This window comes from Bradyrhizobium sp. IC3123 (genome assembly GCF_020193625.1).
In the GTDB taxonomy this organism is placed as follows: domain Bacteria; phylum Pseudomonadota; class Alphaproteobacteria; order Rhizobiales; family Xanthobacteraceae; genus Bradyrhizobium; species Bradyrhizobium yuanmingense.
This window is the reverse complement of the sequence record NZ_JADYVF010000002.1, coordinates 453,710-471,285: the sequence shown is the minus strand read 5'-3', so window position 1 is coordinate 471,285 and position 17,576 is coordinate 453,710. Positions and strand designations below refer to the sequence as shown.

Sequence of the window (17,576 nt, the reverse complement as noted above, 5' to 3'; positions counted from 1 at the left end):
GCTTGGGCCGTCGAATCGCATTTTTGAGGCCGGTAACGCGAGGCGAGACACCGCATGTCGTCCTATTCTGATGATCTCCACCAGGCGGCGCTCGCCTACCACCGTCTGCCGCGCCCTGGAAAGCTCGAGATCCAGGCAAGCAAGCCGCTTGCCAATCAACGCGACCTCGCGCTGGCCTATTCGCCGGGCGTCGCCGCGGCCTGCACCGAGATCGCCAAGAATCCGGCCGAGGCGGCCACGCTCACCACGCGCGCCAACCTGGTTGCCGTGGTCTCCAACGGCACCGCGGTGCTCGGCCTCGGCAATATCGGTCCGCTGGCCTCCAAGCCGGTGATGGAAGGCAAGGCGGTCCTGTTCAAGAAATTCGCCGGCATCGACGTGTTCGACATCGAGATCGCCGCCGACACCATCGACCGCGTGGTCGAGACCGTGGCCGCGCTGGAGCCGACCTTCGGAGGCATCAATCTGGAGGACATCCGCGGGCCGGAATGCTTCGAGATCGAAGCGCGCTTGAAGGAGCGCATGAAGATTCCGGTCTTCCACGACGACCAGCACGGCACTGCGATCATCGTCGCCGCCGCCATCACCAATGGCCTCAGGCTGAACGGCAAGAAGCTGTCCGAGGTCAAGATCGTCGCGTCGGGGGCAGGGGCCGCGGCGATCGCGACACTCAATCTCCTGGTCTCGATGGGCGCGCAGCGCAAGAACATCTGGGTCTGCGACATCGACGGCCTCGTGCACGAGGGCCGCAACACCTCGATGGACCGCTGGAAGGCGGTCTATGCGCAGAAGACCGACAAGCGCACGCTCGCCGACGTGATCGGCGGCGCCGACATCTTCATTGGGCTCTCGGCGCCGGGCGTGCTCAAGCCGGAGATGGCCAAGGCGATGACCGACAAGCCTTTGATCATGGCGCTCGCCAATCCGGTGCCGGAAATCATGCCGGAAGAGGCGCGCAAGGCGCGCCCCGACGCCATGATCTGCACCGGCCGTTCCGACTACCCGAACCAGGTCAACAATGTCCTCTGCTTTCCCTTCATCTTCCGTGGGGCGCTCGACGTCGGCGCCACCGCGATCAACGAGGAGATGAAGCAGGCCGCCGTCGAGGCGATCGGGCAGCTCGCGCGCGAGGCGCCGTCGGATGCCGTCGCGCAGGGTTTCGACACCGGCGAGACGCAGGGCTTCGGTCCGGGCTCGCTGATCCCGAGCCCCTTTGATCCCAGGTTGATCTTGCGCATCGCGCCGGCCGTGGCGAAGGCGGCGATGGAATCGGGCGTCGCAACGCGCCCCATCACCAATTTCGACGAATACACCGCGCTGCTCGAGCGCTTCGCCTTCCGCTCCGGCCTCGTCATGAAGCCGATGTTCGCCAAGGCCAAGACCCAGCCGGTGCGCGTGATCTATGCCGAAGGCGAGGACGAGCGCGTGCTGCGCGCCACGCAAGTCGTGCTGGAGGAAAAGCTGGCGCGGCCGATCCTGGTCGGCCGTCCGTCGGTCGTGGAGGCGCGCATCAAGCGCTTCGGCCTCTCGATCCGGGCCGGCAAGGATTTCGACCTCGTCAATCCCGAGGACGATCCGCGCTACCGCTCCTACGTGCAGTCCTATGTCGAGGTCGCCGGTCGCCGCGGCGTGACGCCGGATGCAGCCCGCACCGTGGTGCGCACCAACAATACGGTGATCGCCGCGCTCGCGGTCACGCGCGGGGAAGCAGACGCCATGCTCTGCGGCGTCGAGGGCCGCTACATGAGCCATCTGCGCCATGTCCGCGAGATCGTCGGCTTCTCGCCTGGAATCAGCGACTATGCGGCGCTGGCGCTATTGATCACCAGCAAAGGCGCCTTCTTCATCGCCGACACGCAAGTTCGCCCCAATCCGAGCGCGGAGGAGCTTGCCGAGATCGCATCGCTCGCCGCGGTCCACGTCCAGCGCTTCAACATCAAGCCAAAGATCGCCTTCGTCTCGCATTCGGATTTCGGCAGCTACGACACCGATTCCTCACGCAAGATGCGGCTGGCGACCCAGCTTCTGAAGGACAAGCATCCGGAGATCGAGGCCGACGGCGAAATGCAGGGCGACACCGCACTCTCCGCAGCTGCGCGAAGGATGGTGCTGCCGCATTCCAAGCTGGAGGGCGAGGCCAACATCCTGATCATGCCGACCCTGGATACCGCCAACGTCGCCTATCAGATGATCAAGTCGCTCGCGGACGCGCTGCCCGTCGGCCCGATCCTGGTCGGCCCGGCGCGGCCCGCGCATATCCTCACCCCCTCGGTGACGGCGCGCGGCATCCTCAACATGACCGCAGTCGCCGTGGTGGAAGCGCAGGAACGCGCCTCGCGGCAGCAACCGACGTTGTTTACGTAAGGCACCGCTGTCGCGCCGCTGGAGGTGCAATCCTTCTCCCCTTGTGGGAGAAGGTGGCATAGGCGGCCTTCGGCCGCCGTTCTTAGCGACGCCGAAGCGAAGCTTCGGCCGTGGCGCCGGATGAGGGGGCTGTTTCCGCGAGTCGGGATCTCGCGAGTTGCCCGTGCCGATAGATACCCCTCATCCGTCTCGCCCTTCGCGGCGAGCCACCTTCTCCCACAAGGGGGAGAAGGGAAGAGACCGGCAATTTTGAATTCCTATCAGTTCGCCATTTCCCCGTTTGTAAACCGGCGCACGACTCTCCATAATCTCCTCAAGCGTTCTGCGCTCTGAGCTTGCCAAGAGGCCGATCATGCCAGCGTTCGTGACTTTCGGGCGAATCCTGTTCGCCGTGCTGTTCATCTACACGGGCGCGACCAAGCTGTTTGCCATCCAGGCCACCGCCGACGTCATCGCAACCAAGCTCGTGGTGCCCGATGTCGTCGCGCCTTATGCCCAGCAGGTCGAGACGGCGACCGCCATGACCACGCCGCAGCTCTTGGCGATCGCGATCGGCGGGCTCGAGATCATTGCAGGGCTGATGATCGCGCTGAATTTCGGCGCGCGTTTCTTCGCGATGCTGCTGATCGTCTACGTCGCCGTCGCGACCGTCCTGTTCTACGATTTCTGGAACATGGCGGCGCCCGACAACGCCAAGATGCTGGTCGACGCGCTCAAGAACCTCTCGATCATCGGCGCGCTCTGCATGATCATCGGCTATGGCCGCACCACGCGTCCGGCCGAGGCGGCCTACGGCGACGTCTAGCGGTCACTCCGCTCTCGGCGGCGCGATCTCGCGCATCCAGCGGGAAATCGTCGCGCTGCTCGCTCCATCGCTGCCGCGCTGTCGGCCGAGCAGGGCGGCCTCCCGTGCGGCGCGGGGCGTGATGCCGTAGGCGGCCTTGAACGAGCGCGTGAAATGTGCGTCGGTGCCGAGCTGCCAGCGCCGTGCCACCTCGCTGATCCGGGGGCCCCGCGCGCCCGAATTGGCGAGGTCGAAGAAGGCGCGGTGCAGCCGGCGGCTGCGGATGTAGTCGGCGATGCCGCCGACCGGGGCGAACAGCCGGTACAGCGAGGCCCGGGACAGGCCGAAATGGGCGGCGATCGAATTGGCCGACAGATCCTCGCTGGCAAGGCCAGCCTCGATATATTGGCGGATCCGCATCAAGGACGGGCTTGCCGCGACGCCATGGTCGGCATCGGCCTCGCCCCGTTCGATTTCGTTGCGAAGGCACGCGGCCAGCAGCGACACCGTGCCCTCGACCACGGATTGGCATTCGTCGAGGCTCATGCGCGGGGCAAATTCGAACAGGGCGGTGAGGTGCCCCGCCAGCAATCGTGCGATCACGCTGCTGCCCGGCAGGACCAGGCCATGCATATCATCAACCCGCAAGAGATGGGCGGCGAACATCGGGCGCGGCACGACCAGCGTGACATTCTCGAACGCCGTGGCCTTGGTTTCCAGCGTCTGGGCGAGATCGAACAGGCAGATGTCGCCGGCGCGTACGCGCATCGGCCGTGTGCCAGCAACGCCGTCATAGCCGCCCTTCAGATAGAGCTGGAGGATGATGTGGTCGACGCCGCTGCGCGCGATCGTTTCGGCCGTCCGGCGGAAACGCTGGCCGCTGGCACGGCTCAGCCCGATCAGCACCGGTCCCAAGGCGTAGGAGCTGAGGTCGGCGCGAAACGGGCCCGGTTCGGCGGCGGCGAGCTCGTCCACCTCGAACAGCGTGGCGACGGCTTCCCGCCACGCTGCGATGTTCGCCTCCGTCTCCATCTGATCGGCGCTGAAGCCGAATGCCGGCAGCAGGGACGATATCGGGGCGACATCGTCATTCAATCCGGAAGCGTCCGTCGGACTAGTCGTCGTGCAGTCGTCGCTCATTCTGGCCGTGGGTTAGTTTTTGCTCTTTTGTCTCAGTCTATTGATGCGGTGTGTCGCAGCCGTTGGCCCGTATTGACGCCGCGCCTCGGACGTTGGCTATAGCGCCACGACCGCCGTCGGGGCCGATTTTAGGGTCTCGGCAAATATGCTAGCCGGCTTTGCGCTGGCCGGCGGCGGGACCAATTTTAGAACGGCACACCAGCAATATGTGGAGCGGTATGATGTTGCCGGTACTGTGCATGGGGTTGTTTTTCCAGTTGGAGTCGGAGCCGGCGTAAGCGCCGCCACTGCCGGCAGGCTACCCCCGCCGCCACGGGGTCACGGTCACCTCATGCGCCGCGTCGAGGAGGTAGGGCGCACCCGGCCTCATCCCGCGCGCAGCCAGCACCTCGTGAGGCGTCCGCTGGGGTACGCCGACGAAGCAGCCCTCGCCGCCGGGCAGCCGCACATGCGGAGCCTCCGACAGCCAGAACGTGTCGTAGCGATCCATGAACAGGTCGAACACGACCGGTCCGCCGATGACGGCGACCATGCCGGAGGCGACGTCGGCGAAGGCGCAGGCCTGCTCGAAGCTCGCATGCTCAGGATTCCACAGCGTCGCGTTCGGCATCTCCGGATCGACGGTGAGGTCCCTGATCTTGCGGGTCAGGATCAGCCGCTTGCGGCTGGCCGAATTCGGCTGCTGCTCGTGCGAGTTGCGGCCGTGCACGATCAGCGCGGCGCGATCGAGCGCCTGCTCGAAGAACCGCTTGTCACCTTCGAATTTCAACGTCTCAGGCATGATGTGCGACGGATCGGCGAGCATGCCGTCCGCGGAGACGATGACGTAGCCTTCGAAGCGGAAAGACAATGGCCTACTATTCGGAAACGGTGGTCACCACCGAATTGACCGGGCGCTGACTCACCGTCGGCAGCTTGAGGTCCTTGAGCAGCTCCTGGTCGTATTCCGGCAGCGTCGAGGCCGGGAACTTGGCGCGCATCGCGACCACCTTGTAGCCGCCGGCCTTCAGCCGCTTGAGCAGCTCGGGCAGGGCCTCCGCGGTGTGCTTCTGGAAGTCGTGCATCAGGATGATGCCCTTGCCCTTGGTGTCGAGCTTCTTCATCACGGTCTCGACGATCTTCTCGGGCTTGGAAGCCTTGAAGTCGAACGAGTCGATGTCGCAGGAGAAGCTCGCGACATTGCGGTTGCCGAGATAGGTGACCATCTCGGGCGGATGCTGCAGCGCCGGGAAGCGGAAGAACGGCGCGGGCGAGATGCCGCCGAGCGCCCACTTCACCGCCGCAAAGCCCTTCTCGATCTCGTCCTTGCGCTGCGCTTCGTTGAGCTTCTTGTTGTTGAGGTTGGCGTGCGACCAAGTGTGGGCGCCGACGGTGTGGCCGGCTGCGTAGACCTGCTTGAGGACCTCCGGCTCGTAGGTCGCGTGCTTGCCGATGATGAAGAAGATTCCGGTGGTGCATTCGTCCGCGAGCGCCTTCAGCACCGCGGGCGTGTTGCGCGGCCAGGGGCCGTCGTCGAAGGTCAGCACGACCTCCTTGTCGCGCAGGAAGTCGAGCTCCTTGAAATGCTCGAAGCCGAAGCCGGGACCGCCCGTGGTGTCGATCTCGACGGTGCGGGCGACGCCGAGTGCGCCCGGTGTGTTGCAGGCCGCGCGGGCCGGCTGCGGCGGCTGTTTCGGCGGAGGCGGATTGACGAAACCCGCCGGCGCCGCGGCCGCTGCTGCGGGCGCTGGAGCTGGGGACGTTGCAGCCGCTGGTGTTGCCGCCGGCGCGGCTTGCGGTGCGGCCGCGGGCTTCGCGGCCGGCGTCTGCGACCATGCGGCGCCGGAGAGCGCCACCGACATCGCACCTGCTAAAATCAGTCCTGCCGCCACGCGCATGGTGATGTCCCTCGAGATTGATCCCGTTGTTCCGCCGTGGCTTTTCGCCTGCGGCAAAAACCGTCCTGCCCAAAACAATCCTAGCCTAGATGGTGGGCCATCGCCATTGCAACGGCTGTTTGATGCCGCGTCGCAATTGTGCCCAGCCGGATGGCGTGCACTTGAGTCGTGCACGTGAGTCAAGTGTCGGCCAGGGCCCTTGCAATGGCGGTCTTGATCCGCGTGTCGGCCGGCTCGACGGCGGATGGAAATACCTCGGCGATATAGCCGTCGCGGCCGATCAGGTATTTGTGGAAGTTCCAGCGCGGAACTTCCTTCGGTCGGGCTTCCGCGGCCCATTTGTAGAAGGGATGCGCCCGCGCACCGACCACCGCAGCCTTGGCCGTGATCGGGAAGGTAACGCCATATTGGTGGTGTGCGGTCTGCGTGATCTCGCTGCTGCCACCGGGCTCCTGGCCGCCGAAATCGTTGGACGGCACGCCGATCACGGTGAGCCCGCGCCCGCGAAACTCGTTCCAGATTTCCTGCAGGCCGGCATATTGCGGCGTGTAGCCACAGAGCGAGGCCGTGTTCACCACCAGCAGCGGTTTGCCGGTGAACGTGGCGAGGCGGATGTCGTCGCCTGACAATGCGGGGAAGGAGAAGGCGTAGGCCGAGATCCGGCTCAGGGCGCCATCGGCGAGGGCGCGCGTGACAGGCGCGAACGCGCCCGCAAGCGTGACGCTCAGCACGGTTCTGCGATTCATCATGACGGCGTCCCCCGAGATGATCCGAGGGCAGATTACTCCGCCACTGCGGCCTCGCGCGTCAACACCGCGTTATCGGTCCTGCGAGAGAGCTAGTACAGGCGGACGATGAAGTCGGTACCTTCGCCGGTCTCGCCCTGGTTGATGCCCTGGTCGGAGACGATGATCGAGCCGCCTGACGTCAGCATCTCGTTGATTTTCGCCATGGTCTCAGTGGGGACCGAGATGCGGTTGAGGGCTTCGGCTGGGCTGTCCGGCGTCACCACCGGTTTTGCGGCGACGGGGATCACGGCGGCACCGCGCTGGCGGCGCGCCACGCGGTTGTCGTCCTCGCGCGCCACGGAACGGGCGGACACGGGCAGCGACACCACCGACCAGTGCAGCGTGTTGGCATCGGCCTTGTCGAGCTCGGCGGTGAAGACATGCGTGCCGAGCGGCCGGTCGCTCGCGGCGATCGTGACAGGCACCTCGAACAGCGGCGCAAAATTCTGCCGCACATAGAGCTTGGAATCCTTGCGGCTGATGAAGACGGCAATCTGGCCGGCCCGCTTGGGTGTGTCCGGCTTTGCCGCCGGCGCAGGATCGGTGAGGCGGCCCTCGTCCTTCTTTGCATCGGGTGCGGTGGCGAGCGCCGGCGCATCGGGTGCCTTCGCGGCTTCCGTTTTGACCGGGTCGACCTTGTCGGCAGGCTTGTTCTCGGTCGCCGGCTTGGCGGCGTCTTCGGACGCAGGCTTGGCCGCTTCGGCCGTCTTGACCTCGTCGGCCGTCGCCGCGGCTTCTTCGCGCGCAGCCGCATGGCCGGTGGTCACGTCCGACAACACGGTGTGGCCGACCGAGGTGCGCAGCTCGACCACGCTGTCGGCGCTGGCCGTCTTGGTCTCGACCGGCTTGGCTTCGGTCGTGCCCTTATCGGCCTTGTCAGCGACATTGGTCTGCGGCGCGAGGCTCGCGGCGGGCTGCGGCGGCACGCGCATGGAGGCGAGCACGGGATGGGAGAAGCTTTGCGGCGACACTTGGCCGGGCGCCACGATCACGCGCGCGCCCATCCTGGTCCAGTTCCACATCTTCATCGCGAACGCCATGGGCATGCGGATGCAGCCATGCGAGGCCGGATAGCCCGGCAGCGCGCCAGCATGCATCGCGACGCCGGACCAGGTGATCCGCTGCATGTACGGCATCGGCGCGCCGCTATAGAGGTTGGAACGGTGGAATTTGTGCTTCTGGATGATGCTGAACACGCCCATCGGCGTCGAGTGGCCCTTCATGCCCGTCGACACCGGTGATTCCGCGAACACGCCGGCTTTGTCGTAGACCGTCATCTTCTGCCGGTCGATCGAGACGACAATGACGAGTGGCCCTTGCGGCTTGGTGCCGGCTTCCTTCTCGACAACGACGTCCTTCTTGCTTGCGGCGCCGCGCTTTTGCGGCTTCTGGCGCGGTATTTCGGGAAGCCGGTTCGGCCGGGCGTAGTAGGGCCGGTCGGAATAGTCCGTCCAGTAATAAAATGCTGCGTTTGCTTCGCTGGTTGCGCCGATCGCACCCGCCGCCGTCAACATGGCGACCTGCCACAGCCGTGCCGGCTTGGCAGGCGAACCCCACCCGTTCACGCTGTTCATCCTCGAATCCATTATCCAAATCAGACGTTAGTCTCGCAAAGGGGATACGCGTTCACCAGCAGCGCGGTTCTGCCATCAGCTACTTTTGTCCAAGGCGTAGCAAAAAAGCCTCACGGAGCGGTAAACGGCGGCCTGGTCCGCTCCTCTGCCGCCTTCCTGACCGCCGCTTGCGTTCCTACATTGCGGGGACTTGTTAGCGGAGAACTTCATGTCATCTCGTTTCCCCGGTCTTTCGAGCATCCGTCTGAAAGGCCTCGCATTATTCCTCCTGGCTCTGACCGCGCCAATGGCCTCGGCATCTGCGGCCGACGAACCTGATCTGATCTTCCGCCGCTCTACCGTGTTCAAATGGATGAGCCCGAACGACAAGCTCGCGACCTATGGTCTCGACGATCCCGAAGTCGAAGGCGTCGCCTGTCATTTCACGGTGCCGGAGAAGGGCGGCTTCAAAGGCTGGCTCGGCCTTGCCGAGGAGGTCTCGGATATCTCGCTGGCCTGCCGCCAGGTCGGTCCGGTCAAGTTCAAGCACAAAATGGAGCAGGGCGACGACATGTTCCGCCAGCGCCGGTCGCTGTTCTTCAAGAAGATGCAGATCGTGCGCGGCTGCGACGCCAAGCGCAACGTGCTGGTCTACATGGTCTATTCAGACAAGCTGATCGAAGGCTCGCCCAAGAACTCGACCTCGACCGTGCCGATCATGCCGTGGGGACCGGCGGACGCAAACGTCCAGAAGTGCGGCGAGTTCTTCACGCAATGAGGCGCTCCGCGTTCACTCCTGCAACGCGCTCGCGTTCACCCGGCGGCGATCGCGCGGCGTCGCAAGGCGCGATCCGGTCAGTCGCACGAACGTCTGCGGCGCCGCCTCGAGGCCGCGGCTCGATTGCAGCGCCATTGCGCCGGTGCTGCCGCGAATGATCGGTTGATCTACGCGCTCCGTCGGTGGATTTTCATCGCGCGGCGTTGCGCGATTTCCCGCCATCATGGCCATCCCTCACGTGAATGCGCCCGATGATCCGGGCGTCTCGGTTTCGATGGCTTGGGTCGTTGCCGAACCAATTCCGGTTCGACAGGATCCAGCCTTCTTTTGCCGCCCTTTCAGCAGAAAAACGTAAAATGCATGTGAAGCGCGCGCGGCGGCCGCGTGACGACGCCTGGGCGGGGTGCACGTCCGTGCCGGCGCCGGAACTTGGCAGGCGACTCTGGCCTGCCGCCAGACCTATCTGAAATAACTGGCATTTTCCGAGAATTGTTTCGTCGCCGCGGCCGGGACGAAACAATTCTCACGAAGACGAAACGATTTTCAGTTTTTCGCGCATCACGCGCGAAACCGCCCATGGTTATCAGGCTCATAACGACGACGGCGCACCGCCGGCCACAGAATTGGGACACAGATCATGCGCGCGCTCAGCTTCATCCTTGCTTTCGGTTTCGTGCTCGCCGGCTCCTCGTTGGCGGGTGCGCCCGACGGCAATCTCCCTGGTGTCGGTACCTTCCAGTACAGCGGCTCGCCCGTTGCGGTTCCGGCCGCTCAGCCGATCATGGTCGCCGCGCGCTTCTGACCGCACACAACAAACAGCCGGCAAAGCCAATCATGTTGCTTCGTCTCTGCGCCGCAGCGTTCGTGTCCCTTCTGACGATCAGCTTCGCTTATGCGCAGGTCCGCTCACCGTCCAGGCTACCCGATCCTCGTGGCGAGTTCGTGCGCCAGTGTGCGCCGCACATGCTCGGGCGCTGGCAGCATCCGGAAGCGGTCTGCGGCTGCCTGCACGATCACGCCGCCGCGGCCGTCGAGGATCGCGATCTGCGCGAAGCGCTGCTGCGCGGCATCAGCGAGACCGGCGTGCCCACCATCGAGACAGATTGGGTACCGGCCTCCAAGCACAGCGAGATCGGCCCGACCTTCACCAAGATCGCCAAACCGACCCTGCAGTGCATGTTCGATCCGGCGAAATAGTCCCGGATCCTTACTTCGTTTTCGGTCCGTGCCGCGGCACGCAGGAACTCGTGCGCGAGACTCCCTTGTCGGTCATCTTCGCGCCGCGCACTTCCCTGAGCTGACCGGCGGGGCAGGTTCCGTCATCCACCAGCACGCGCTGGCCGAGCTTCAGATCGCCGATGTCCTGCTCGCGTCCGACTGTGGCAGCGCGTGCCGTCGAGACAAGCGCGATGGAGATCAGCAGCGAGAGGCAGGTCGCACGGCGCAGCAGCATGATGTGAGGTCCCGGAATCAATGCCGCAATCTAGGGAGCGGCGGGCGATTCTGATAGTGAAGCTTCGTCAGGCCCGACGGGTCGGTCTTCCTTTTGCGGCCAAGGCCGCGCGCGATTCCCTCGCGAGACGTTCGGCGGAGGCGACGAGCTGCGGCACGGGATGTCCGGAAAATCCCAGCACGAAGCCGGGCAGGGGACGCCCGCGCGAATAAGTGTCGGCCAATAGCCAGCCTTCAGCGCCGGCCGCCTGCTTGGACAGCGCCGCCACCGCCGGATCGACGGCAGGATCGAACCGGGCGACAAGATGCAGGCCTTGTGAGGGCACCGGCACCGAAAGCGCGCCACCGGATGCGACTTCCAGCCTCTCGGCGAGCACGTCGCGCGCCTCGCGATAGAGTTTCCGCACGCGCTTCAGATTCGCGGCGAAGGCGCCGGAATTGAGCATGTCCGCCACCGCGCCCTCCATCAGCGTGCCGGGAAAGCGGTCGAGCGCCGCCCGCGCCGTCGTCACGTCCGCGATCAGGCGTTCGGGCAGCGCGCAATAGCCGATGCGCAGGCCCGGAAACAGCGTCTTGGCAAAGGTGCCGAGATAGATCACGCGCTGGAGGCGATCGATGCCGGCGAGCGACATCAGCGGCGCGCCGTCATAGCGGAACTCGCTGTCGTAATCGTCCTCGAGCACGAATGCGCCGGCCTGTTTGGCCCAGTCCAGAAGCTCAAGCCGTCGCGGCATCGACATCTGCACGCCAAGTGGAAACTGGTGCGACGGCGTAACGTAGGCCGCGCGCGCGGACGGCGCCGCGATGCGGCCTTTGGCGACGCGCATCCCGTGCTCGTCCACCGGGACGGGCACGGCGCGATAACCGCAATGGGCGATGGTTTTTCGCGCGGCGGGATAGCCCGGATCCTCGCACCAGACATGGTCGCTGGATTTCAGGATCGCGCTCAGCACGATGCGCAGCGCGTGCAGCGTGCCTGAGGTCAGCATGATCTGGTCGGGATCGCAACGCAGCCCCCGCGCCGACAACAGATGGTCGGCGATCGCAACGCGCAGCTCGCGGCTGCCGCGAGGGTCGCCGTAATGCAGGTGCTCAGTTCCGAATGCGCGCATGCGGCGGCCGACGAAAGCGCGAAAACGCTGCACGGCGCGTTCGTCGATATGGGTGAAGCCAAGCGCAAACGCGCCCTGCTTTGGAGCTTCGAGAACGACCTTCGGCTTGTTCGGCTCGGCGGCGCGCTTGGGGATACGTGCCGCGACGAACGTTCCGGAGCCGACCGTCGCGTCGGCAAAGCCGTCGGCGATCAGGCGCTCATAGGCGGTGACGACGGCGTTGCGGCGGAATCCGGTCTGCCTGGCCAGCGTCCGCGACGGCGGCAGCGGCTCGCCCGGCCTGACCAGGCCGGAGACGATCATCTCGCACAGCGCCTGATAGAGCCGGTGCGCGGCGGAAGCGCCGGCCGTGACGTGAGGGCCGCTGAGGTCGAGCGGAAGCTCGGGCGTGGTTCGGGACGACGAATTGGTCGGAATTTTTCGCATGGAATTGGAACTATCGCAGACCAAATGCGCCGCTACAACTGCTCCGGATTTCTTCCATCCGAGCAGGAGCGGCCGTGAGCCAGACCGAGACCTCGAATTCCTATCCGACATCGGCACGCAACCAGGTGAAGCGCCGGCACGACCGTGGCTTCTATGATCACGACACGGTTCACCGCATCCTGGATTCCTCGATGCTGTGCCACGTCTCCTACGCAATCGACGGCCAGCCTTATTGCACGCCGACCTTCTTCTGGCGCGAGGGCACCAGGCTCTACTGGCACGGATCGAGCGCCAGCCGCATGCTGCGCAACCAGAGCAAGGGCGAGCGCGTCTGCCTGACGGTCGCCCATCTCGACAGCCTCGTGCTGGCACGCTGCGGCTTCAACCATTCCGCCGACTACCGCGCCGTGATGGCGTTCGGCATAGCCTATCTCGTCACCGACCCCGATGAGAAGGAGCGGGCGGTGATCGCGATGGTCGATCGCTTCTTCCCGGATCGCACCGCCGGCCTGCGACAGAGCACCACGCAGGAAATCAAGGCGACGTCCTTCATCGCAATGGAAATCGAGGAAGCCTCGGCCAAGATCCGCGCCAAGGGCGTCGCCGACGATGACGAGGACTATGCGCTGCCGATCTATGCGGAGCGCATTCCGGTCCGCACCGTGCTCGGCGCCCCCGAACCGTGCCCGCGCCTGCTCGATGGTGTCAGCCGGCCTGCGACTCTGAACGGCTATTCCGAAGGCCGGCTGCTCGAAGATGCATTGCGGGATGCATATTTTCTGGAGTACCCGAACGGCTGAAATCGGCTAGTTTGCGCGCTCCCTGGGACCATTGGAATGTCTGGAGTCGCCCGAATGAATGCCGAAACGCAGCAGAGGATTCTTGACGCCGTCGACAGCGGCTTCGAGGCTCAGCTCGCAACCACCCGCGATTTCGTCGCGATCCCTTCGACCCGCGGGGCGGAGGGACCATGCCAGGACATGATCGGCGATCTCCTGCGCGAACGTGGCTACGAGGTCGACGACTGGCATATCGACGTCGAGGATTTGAAGGATCTGCGCGGCTTCGGTCCGATCGAGCACGACTTCTCGAAGGCGCGATCCGTGGTGGGAACTTACCGTCCGAGAACCAATGGCGGCAAGTCGCTGATCCTGCAAGGGCACTGCGATGTGGTGCCGGCCGGTCCGCTGGAATTGTGGGAAACGCCGCCATTCGCGCCGGTCATCAAGGACGGCAAGATGTTCGGCCGCGGTGCCTGCGACATGAAGTCCGGGACGATCGGTGCGCTCTATGCGCTGGACGCGATCAAGGCCGCGGGCTTCAGGCCGACGGCGCGGATCCATTTCCAATCGGTCATCGAGGAGGAGAGCACCGGTGTCGGCGCACTCTCGACGCTGCAACGCGGCTATCGCGCGGACGCCTGCTTCATTCCGGAGCCGACCGGCGGCAAGATGGTGCGCTCCCAGGTCGGCGTGATCTGGTTCCGCCTCCGCGTGAAGGGGCATCCGACCCACGTTGCCTTCGCAGGCTCCGGCGCGAACGCGATCATGGCGGCATATCACCTGATCCAGGCGCTGCAAAAGCTCGAGATCGAATGGAACGAGCGGGCCAAGGCCGACCGTCACTTCAAGACGCTCGACCATCCCGTCAACTTCAACGCCGGCATCATCAAGGGCGGCGACTGGGCCTCGAGCGTGCCGGCCTGGTGCGATGTCGACTGCCGGATTGCGGTGTTGCCGGGCTGGTCGATCGCCGATCACCAGAAGGAGATCATGGCTTGCGTCGCCGCCGCTTCGCGCAACCACCGCTTCCTCGCCAACAATCCGCCGCAGGTCGAATGGTCCGGCTTCCTGTCGGAAGGCTATGAGCTGACCAACGCCGCGGAGCCCGAGGCTGCGTTCGGTAAGGCCTTCAACAGGGTCTATGGCGGTACGCCAGAGGACCTCGTCTTCACGGCGCTGACCGACACGCGCTTCTACGGCCTCAACCACGGCATCCCGAGTCTGTGTTTTGGCGCCAGCGGAGGCGAGATGCACGGCTTCAACGAGTTCGTCGACCTGGAGTCATTGAAGAAGGCGACCAAGGCGATGGCGCTGTTCATCGCGGAATGGTGCGGCGTGGAGAAGGCGTAGCGGTCTCCCCATCGCCACTGCGGTAGGTGGGCAAAGGCGCACTTGCGCCATGCCCACCACCTTTCTCTCGGATGAACCAAGATGGTGGGCACGCTCCGCTTTGCCCACCCTGTACCCTCGTAGCGGTCGCTGCCCAATCCACCGGCTCCCTCAATCCTTTAAGCTTAAAAGAAAGACTAGGATGCCGCCCTGACCGGTGGCAGACTGGCGTTCGGTTAGTCCTCGGGAGCAACGATGCGCGATTGGGATGACGCTTACGCCAATTCGGCCCACATCCCGGGCTCAGACAAGCTGCCGGCTCTGTGGGCGGAGCGGGCGGCGGCCTACCGCACCGGGCTGAAGGAATTTCGCCCCGACATCGCCTACGGCGCCGGCGAGCGCCAGAGGCTCGATCTGATCCTGCCTGACGGCGACAGCAAGGGTCTCGTCGTCTTCGTCCATGGCGGCTACTGGATGCGCTTCGACAAATCGACCTGGACCGATCTCGCCGAAGGTGCGCGGCACCATGGCTGGACGGTGGCGCTGCCGAGCTACACACTGGCACCAGCTGCCCGCATCTCCGATATCACTGCGGAGATCACCGCCGCGATCGCCAAAGCGGCATCGCTCGTCTCGGGGCCGATCCGGCTCGCCGGCCATTCCGCCGGCGGCCACCTCGTCACACGCATGCTGTGCGGCGACAGCCGGCTCGAGTCCGCCGTCTACAACCGCATCGCCGGTACGCTCTCGATCAGCGGCCTGCACGACTTGCGTCCGCTCCTGAAGACGGGGATGAACGAGACGCTGCGCATGACGATGGAGGAGGCGACGCTGGAAAGCGCGGCGCTGCATCTGCCACGAGGGCGTTCGCCAGTGACGGCCTGGGTCGGCGGCAGCGAGCGGCCCGAATTCATCCGCCAGTCCGATCTGATGGCGAACATCTGGACCGGCTTCGACGTGCCGACGCACCTCGTCGTCGAGCCCGGCCTCAACCATTTCACGGTGATCGACGGGCTCAAGGATCCGTCGTCACAGATCACCGCGCGCCTGATCGGCCTCGATGAATGAGGCCAGGGACGATCGATCGAGAGGGGCCAGCCATGACGTCCAGCGATTACGATCCCACAAGCGAAGGCGCCGAGACCGATTTCACCCGGCGCATGTCCTACGGTGATTATCTCGCGCTGGACGCGATCCTCGGTGCGCAGCATCCGCTGTCGGAGGCGCATGACGAGATGCTGTTCATCATCCAGCATCAGACCACGGAACTGTGGATGCGGCTCGCCATCCACGAGCTCGCCGCTGCGCGCCGTGCGATCTCACGGGATGAGGTGCAACCCGCGATGAAGATGCTGGCCCGGATGTCGCGTATCTTCGAGCAGCTCAACGGCGCCTGGGACGTGCTGCGCACGATGACGCCCAGCGAGTATACCCGCTTCCGCTCGCAACTCGGACAATCCTCGGGCTTTCAGTCGCGGCAATACCGGCTGATCGAATTTCTGCTCGGCAACCGCAACCACGCCATGCTGAAGCCGCACGCGCACGATGCGGAGACGATCAAGCTGCTCGAAGCCGAGCTCGCGACGCCGAGCCTCTATGACGAGGTGCTGCGGCTTGCCGACCGCAACGGGCTCAAGATGCCTGCTGCGGTGCTGGCGCGCGACGTTCGCGAAACCCACAGCTTCAACGAAGGCGTGCTGCAGGCCTGGCGTATCGTGTACGAGGCGCCGGAAACCCACTGGATGCTCTACGAACTGGCCGAGAAGCTGGTCGATTTCGAGGACTATTTCCGGCGCTGGCGCTTCAACCACGTCACCACGGTCGAGCGCGTCATCGGCTTTAAGCGTGGCACCGGCGGCACTGGCGGCGTCAGCTATCTCAAGCGCATGCTCGAGGTCGAACTGTTTCCCGAACTCTGGCGCGTGCGTACGATTCTGTAGGGATGTCCATGACCCGGCTTCGCGTCTACGACGATACTAGAGCCTTGTTCCATTTGCCTGACGGCGTGATCTATCTCGACGGCAACTCGCTGGGTGCGCTGCCGCTGGGCGTTGCCGAGCGTGTCAACCGCGTGATCACCGAGGAATGGGGCAACGAGCTGATCCGCGCCTGGAATAGTGCAGGCTGGTATGTGCAGCCGCGCCATGTCGGCGACCGCATCGCGCGGTTGATCGGCGCGGAGGCCGGCTCGGTCATGGTCGGCGACACGCTGTCGCTCAAGGTCTATCAGGCGCTAGCTGCCGCGCTCGACATGAGCGTCTCGCGCAAGGTGATCCTGTCGGATACCGGTAACTTCCCGACTGACCTATACATGGCCGAAGGCCTGATCGCGACGCTCGGACGGGGCCATCAATTGCGCCTGGTAGCACCGGAGGAGATCGAGGACGCATTGTCTGAGGAGATCGCCGTTCTGTACATCACCGAGGTCGACTACCGCACCGGCCGCCGCCACGACATGGCGAAGTTGACAGCGAAAGCGCATGCGCTCGGCATCGTCACGGTCTGGGATCTCGCCCATTCCGCCGGCGCGCTGCCGGTCGATCTCGCCGGGAGCGGCGCCGATTTCGCCGCCGGGTGCACCTACAAATATCTCAACGCCGGCCCCGGCGCGCCGGCCTTCCTCTATGTCGCACCGCGCCATGCCGACGGCGCGCGCGCCGCGCTGTCGGGGTGGATGGGCCACGCAAAACCGTTTGCTTTCGAGCTTGCCTATGCGTCCGCGGGCGGCGTCGAGCGCATGCGCGTCGGCACCCCGCCGGTGCTCGCCATGGCGGCGTTGGAGGCCTCGCTCGATATCTGGGACAAGGTCGATATTACCGAGGTTCGTGCGCGTTCGCTGGCGCTGGGCGATCTCCTGATCGGTGAAGTCGAGCGCCGTTGTCCGCAACTCAAGCTCGTGACGCCGCGCGACCATGAGCTGCGCGGCTCGCAAGTCTCCTTCGCCTTCGCCGGCGGCTACGCCGCGATGCAGGCCCTGATCGCCCGCGGTGTCGTCGGCGACTTTCGCGCGCCCGACATCATGCGCTTCGGCCTCGCGCCGCTGTACATCGGCGAGAGCGAGATCGTGCGGGCCGCGGAGATCGTCGAAGAGGTGATTTCAGGGGAGGTGTGGCGACGGCCGGAATATCAGGTCGTGCATGCAGTGACGTGAGGGTGGTCTCGTGCCCCGGACGCAGTGCAGCGCTTCCCGG

The 17,576-nt window shown here is 65.1% G+C and carries 18 protein-coding genes; 10 read left to right on the top strand and 8 right to left on the bottom strand.

Annotated features, from left to right (window positions below):
• Positions 1–54 precede the first annotated feature (54 nt).
• The gene (locus tag I6F20_RS07715; RefSeq protein WP_225125657.1) at positions 55–2,364 is read left to right on the top strand and encodes an NADP-dependent malic enzyme; all 2,310 of its coding nucleotides are present in this window, start codon (positions 55–57) and stop codon (positions 2,362–2,364) included.
• Positions 2,365–2,716: 352 nt separating this feature from the next.
• A complete protein-coding gene (locus tag I6F20_RS07710; protein ID WP_036000486.1) occupies positions 2,717–3,169 on the top strand; it encodes a DoxX family membrane protein in 453 nt (150 codons plus the stop codon).
• Positions 3,170–3,172: 3 nt separating this feature from the next.
• Here I6F20_RS07710 and I6F20_RS07705 read toward each other — a convergent pair whose 3' ends face one another.
• The 5 genes from I6F20_RS07705 to I6F20_RS07685 form a co-directional block, all read right to left on the bottom strand.
• Positions 3,173–4,288, bottom strand: coding sequence for a helix-turn-helix domain-containing protein (locus tag I6F20_RS07705; RefSeq protein ID WP_225125655.1), 1,116 nt, complete (start codon positions 4,286–4,288; stop codon positions 3,173–3,175).
• A 298-nt stretch (positions 4,289–4,586) separates the two neighbouring features.
• Complete coding sequence (locus I6F20_RS07700) at positions 4,587–5,138, bottom strand: dihydrofolate reductase family protein (protein ID WP_225125654.1); 552 nt, start codon at positions 5,136–5,138, stop codon at positions 4,587–4,589.
• A gap of 7 nt (positions 5,139–5,145) precedes the next feature.
• Positions 5,146–6,165 carry a polysaccharide deacetylase family protein gene (locus tag I6F20_RS07695; RefSeq protein ID WP_036033905.1) on the bottom strand — a complete coding sequence of 340 codons (1,020 nt, stop codon included), beginning with the start codon at positions 6,163–6,165 and terminating at the stop codon, positions 5,146–5,148.
• A 179-nt stretch (positions 6,166–6,344) separates the two neighbouring features.
• On the bottom strand, positions 6,345–6,914 hold the full coding sequence (locus I6F20_RS07690) for a glutathione peroxidase (RefSeq protein WP_225125653.1): 570 nt from the start codon (positions 6,912–6,914) through the stop codon (positions 6,345–6,347).
• 89 nt (positions 6,915–7,003) lie between these two features.
• Complete coding sequence (locus tag I6F20_RS07685; protein WP_225114137.1) at positions 7,004–8,527, bottom strand: L,D-transpeptidase; 1,524 nt, start codon at positions 8,525–8,527, stop codon at positions 7,004–7,006.
• A gap of 208 nt (positions 8,528–8,735) precedes the next feature.
• Here I6F20_RS07685 and I6F20_RS07680 point away from each other — a divergent pair, with 208 nt between their 5' ends.
• The gene (locus I6F20_RS07680; protein WP_036000425.1) at positions 8,736–9,284 is read left to right on the top strand and encodes a CreA family protein; all 549 of its coding nucleotides are present in this window, start codon (positions 8,736–8,738) and stop codon (positions 9,282–9,284) included.
• A gap of 12 nt (positions 9,285–9,296) precedes the next feature.
• On the opposite strand, the gene I6F20_RS07675 is transcribed toward I6F20_RS07680, so the two are convergent.
• Positions 9,297–9,509, bottom strand: coding sequence for a hypothetical protein (locus tag I6F20_RS07675; RefSeq protein WP_225125652.1), 213 nt, complete (start codon positions 9,507–9,509; stop codon positions 9,297–9,299).
• A 412-nt stretch (positions 9,510–9,921) separates the two neighbouring features.
• On the opposite strand from I6F20_RS07675, the gene I6F20_RS07670 reads away from it, so the two are divergent.
• Entirely contained in the window at positions 9,922–10,086 is a 165-nt protein-coding gene (locus tag I6F20_RS07670; RefSeq protein ID WP_167361658.1) for a hypothetical protein, read from the top strand.
• Between the two features lie 32 nt (positions 10,087–10,118).
• Positions 10,119–10,481 (top strand): hypothetical protein, encoded by a 363-nt coding sequence (locus I6F20_RS07665; RefSeq protein ID WP_225125651.1) that lies wholly within the window; start codon positions 10,119–10,121, stop codon positions 10,479–10,481.
• A gap of 10 nt (positions 10,482–10,491) precedes the next feature.
• On the opposite strand, the gene I6F20_RS07660 is transcribed toward I6F20_RS07665, so the two are convergent.
• Together I6F20_RS07660 and pdxR are read right to left on the bottom strand one after the other, a co-directional pair.
• On the bottom strand, positions 10,492–10,737 hold the full coding sequence (locus I6F20_RS07660; protein ID WP_225125650.1) for a DUF6719 family protein: 246 nt from the start codon (positions 10,735–10,737) through the stop codon (positions 10,492–10,494).
• A gap of 67 nt (positions 10,738–10,804) precedes the next feature.
• Positions 10,805–12,274 carry a MocR-like pyridoxine biosynthesis transcription factor PdxR gene (gene pdxR, locus I6F20_RS07655; RefSeq protein WP_225125649.1) on the bottom strand — a complete coding sequence of 490 codons (1,470 nt, stop codon included), beginning with the start codon at positions 12,272–12,274 and terminating at the stop codon, positions 10,805–10,807.
• Between the two features lie 74 nt (positions 12,275–12,348).
• Here pdxR and I6F20_RS07650 point away from each other — a divergent pair, with 74 nt between their 5' ends.
• From I6F20_RS07650 to kynU, 5 genes are all read left to right on the top strand, one after another.
• Positions 12,349–13,074, top strand: coding sequence for a pyridoxamine 5'-phosphate oxidase family protein (locus I6F20_RS07650; protein WP_225125648.1), 726 nt, complete (start codon positions 12,349–12,351; stop codon positions 13,072–13,074).
• 54 nt (positions 13,075–13,128) lie between these two features.
• The gene (locus tag I6F20_RS07645) at positions 13,129–14,406 is read left to right on the top strand and encodes an ArgE/DapE family deacylase (RefSeq protein WP_036000410.1); all 1,278 of its coding nucleotides are present in this window, start codon (positions 13,129–13,131) and stop codon (positions 14,404–14,406) included.
• Positions 14,407–14,640: 234 nt separating this feature from the next.
• Positions 14,641–15,453 carry a hormone-sensitive lipase gene (locus tag I6F20_RS07640; protein WP_036000407.1) on the top strand — a complete coding sequence of 271 codons (813 nt, stop codon included), beginning with the start codon at positions 14,641–14,643 and terminating at the stop codon, positions 15,451–15,453.
• A 32-nt stretch (positions 15,454–15,485) separates the two neighbouring features.
• Positions 15,486–16,325, top strand: coding sequence for a tryptophan 2,3-dioxygenase (gene kynA / locus I6F20_RS07635; RefSeq protein WP_036033884.1), 840 nt, complete (start codon positions 15,486–15,488; stop codon positions 16,323–16,325).
• An 8-nt stretch (positions 16,326–16,333) separates the two neighbouring features.
• Positions 16,334–17,536, top strand: a complete 1,203-nt coding sequence (gene kynU / locus I6F20_RS07630; protein WP_036000460.1) for a kynureninase — start codon at positions 16,334–16,336, stop codon at positions 17,534–17,536.
• Positions 17,537–17,576 lie beyond the last annotated feature (40 nt).

What these genes read in the sequence shown, in the direction of transcription:
- I6F20_RS07715 (WP_225125657.1), top strand. Translation starts at nt 55, where the DNA reads ATGTCGTCCTATTCTGATGATCTCCACCAGGCGGCGCTCGCCTACCAC.
- I6F20_RS07710 (WP_036000486.1), top strand. Translation starts at nt 2,717, where the DNA reads ATGCCAGCGTTCGTGACTTTCGGGCGAATCCTGTTCGCCGTGCTGTTC.
- I6F20_RS07705 (WP_225125655.1), bottom strand. Translation starts at nt 4,288, where the DNA reads ATGAGCGACGACTGCACGACGACTAGTCCGACGGACGCTTCCGGATTG.
- I6F20_RS07695 (WP_036033905.1), bottom strand. Translation starts at nt 6,165, where the DNA reads ATGCGCGTGGCGGCAGGACTGATTTTAGCAGGTGCGATGTCGGTGGCG.
- I6F20_RS07690 (WP_225125653.1), bottom strand. Translation starts at nt 6,914, where the DNA reads ATGATGAATCGCAGAACCGTGCTGAGCGTCACGCTTGCGGGCGCGTTC.
- I6F20_RS07685 (WP_225114137.1), bottom strand. Translation starts at nt 8,527, where the DNA reads ATGAACAGCGTGAACGGGTGGGGTTCGCCTGCCAAGCCGGCACGGCTG.
- I6F20_RS07680 (WP_036000425.1), top strand. Translation starts at nt 8,736, where the DNA reads ATGTCATCTCGTTTCCCCGGTCTTTCGAGCATCCGTCTGAAAGGCCTC.
- I6F20_RS07675 (WP_225125652.1), bottom strand. Translation starts at nt 9,509, where the DNA reads ATGATGGCGGGAAATCGCGCAACGCCGCGCGATGAAAATCCACCGACG.
- I6F20_RS07670 (WP_167361658.1), top strand. Translation starts at nt 9,922, where the DNA reads ATGCGCGCGCTCAGCTTCATCCTTGCTTTCGGTTTCGTGCTCGCCGGC.
- I6F20_RS07665 (WP_225125651.1), top strand. Translation starts at nt 10,119, where the DNA reads ATGTTGCTTCGTCTCTGCGCCGCAGCGTTCGTGTCCCTTCTGACGATC.
- I6F20_RS07660 (WP_225125650.1), bottom strand. Translation starts at nt 10,737, where the DNA reads ATGCTGCTGCGCCGTGCGACCTGCCTCTCGCTGCTGATCTCCATCGCG.
- pdxR (WP_225125649.1), bottom strand. Translation starts at nt 12,274, where the DNA reads ATGCGAAAAATTCCGACCAATTCGTCGTCCCGAACCACGCCCGAGCTT.
- I6F20_RS07645 (WP_036000410.1), top strand. Translation starts at nt 13,129, where the DNA reads ATGAATGCCGAAACGCAGCAGAGGATTCTTGACGCCGTCGACAGCGGC.
- I6F20_RS07640 (WP_036000407.1), top strand. Translation starts at nt 14,641, where the DNA reads ATGCGCGATTGGGATGACGCTTACGCCAATTCGGCCCACATCCCGGGC.
- kynA (WP_036033884.1), top strand. Translation starts at nt 15,486, where the DNA reads ATGACGTCCAGCGATTACGATCCCACAAGCGAAGGCGCCGAGACCGAT.
- kynU (WP_036000460.1), top strand. Translation starts at nt 16,334, where the DNA reads ATGACCCGGCTTCGCGTCTACGACGATACTAGAGCCTTGTTCCATTTG.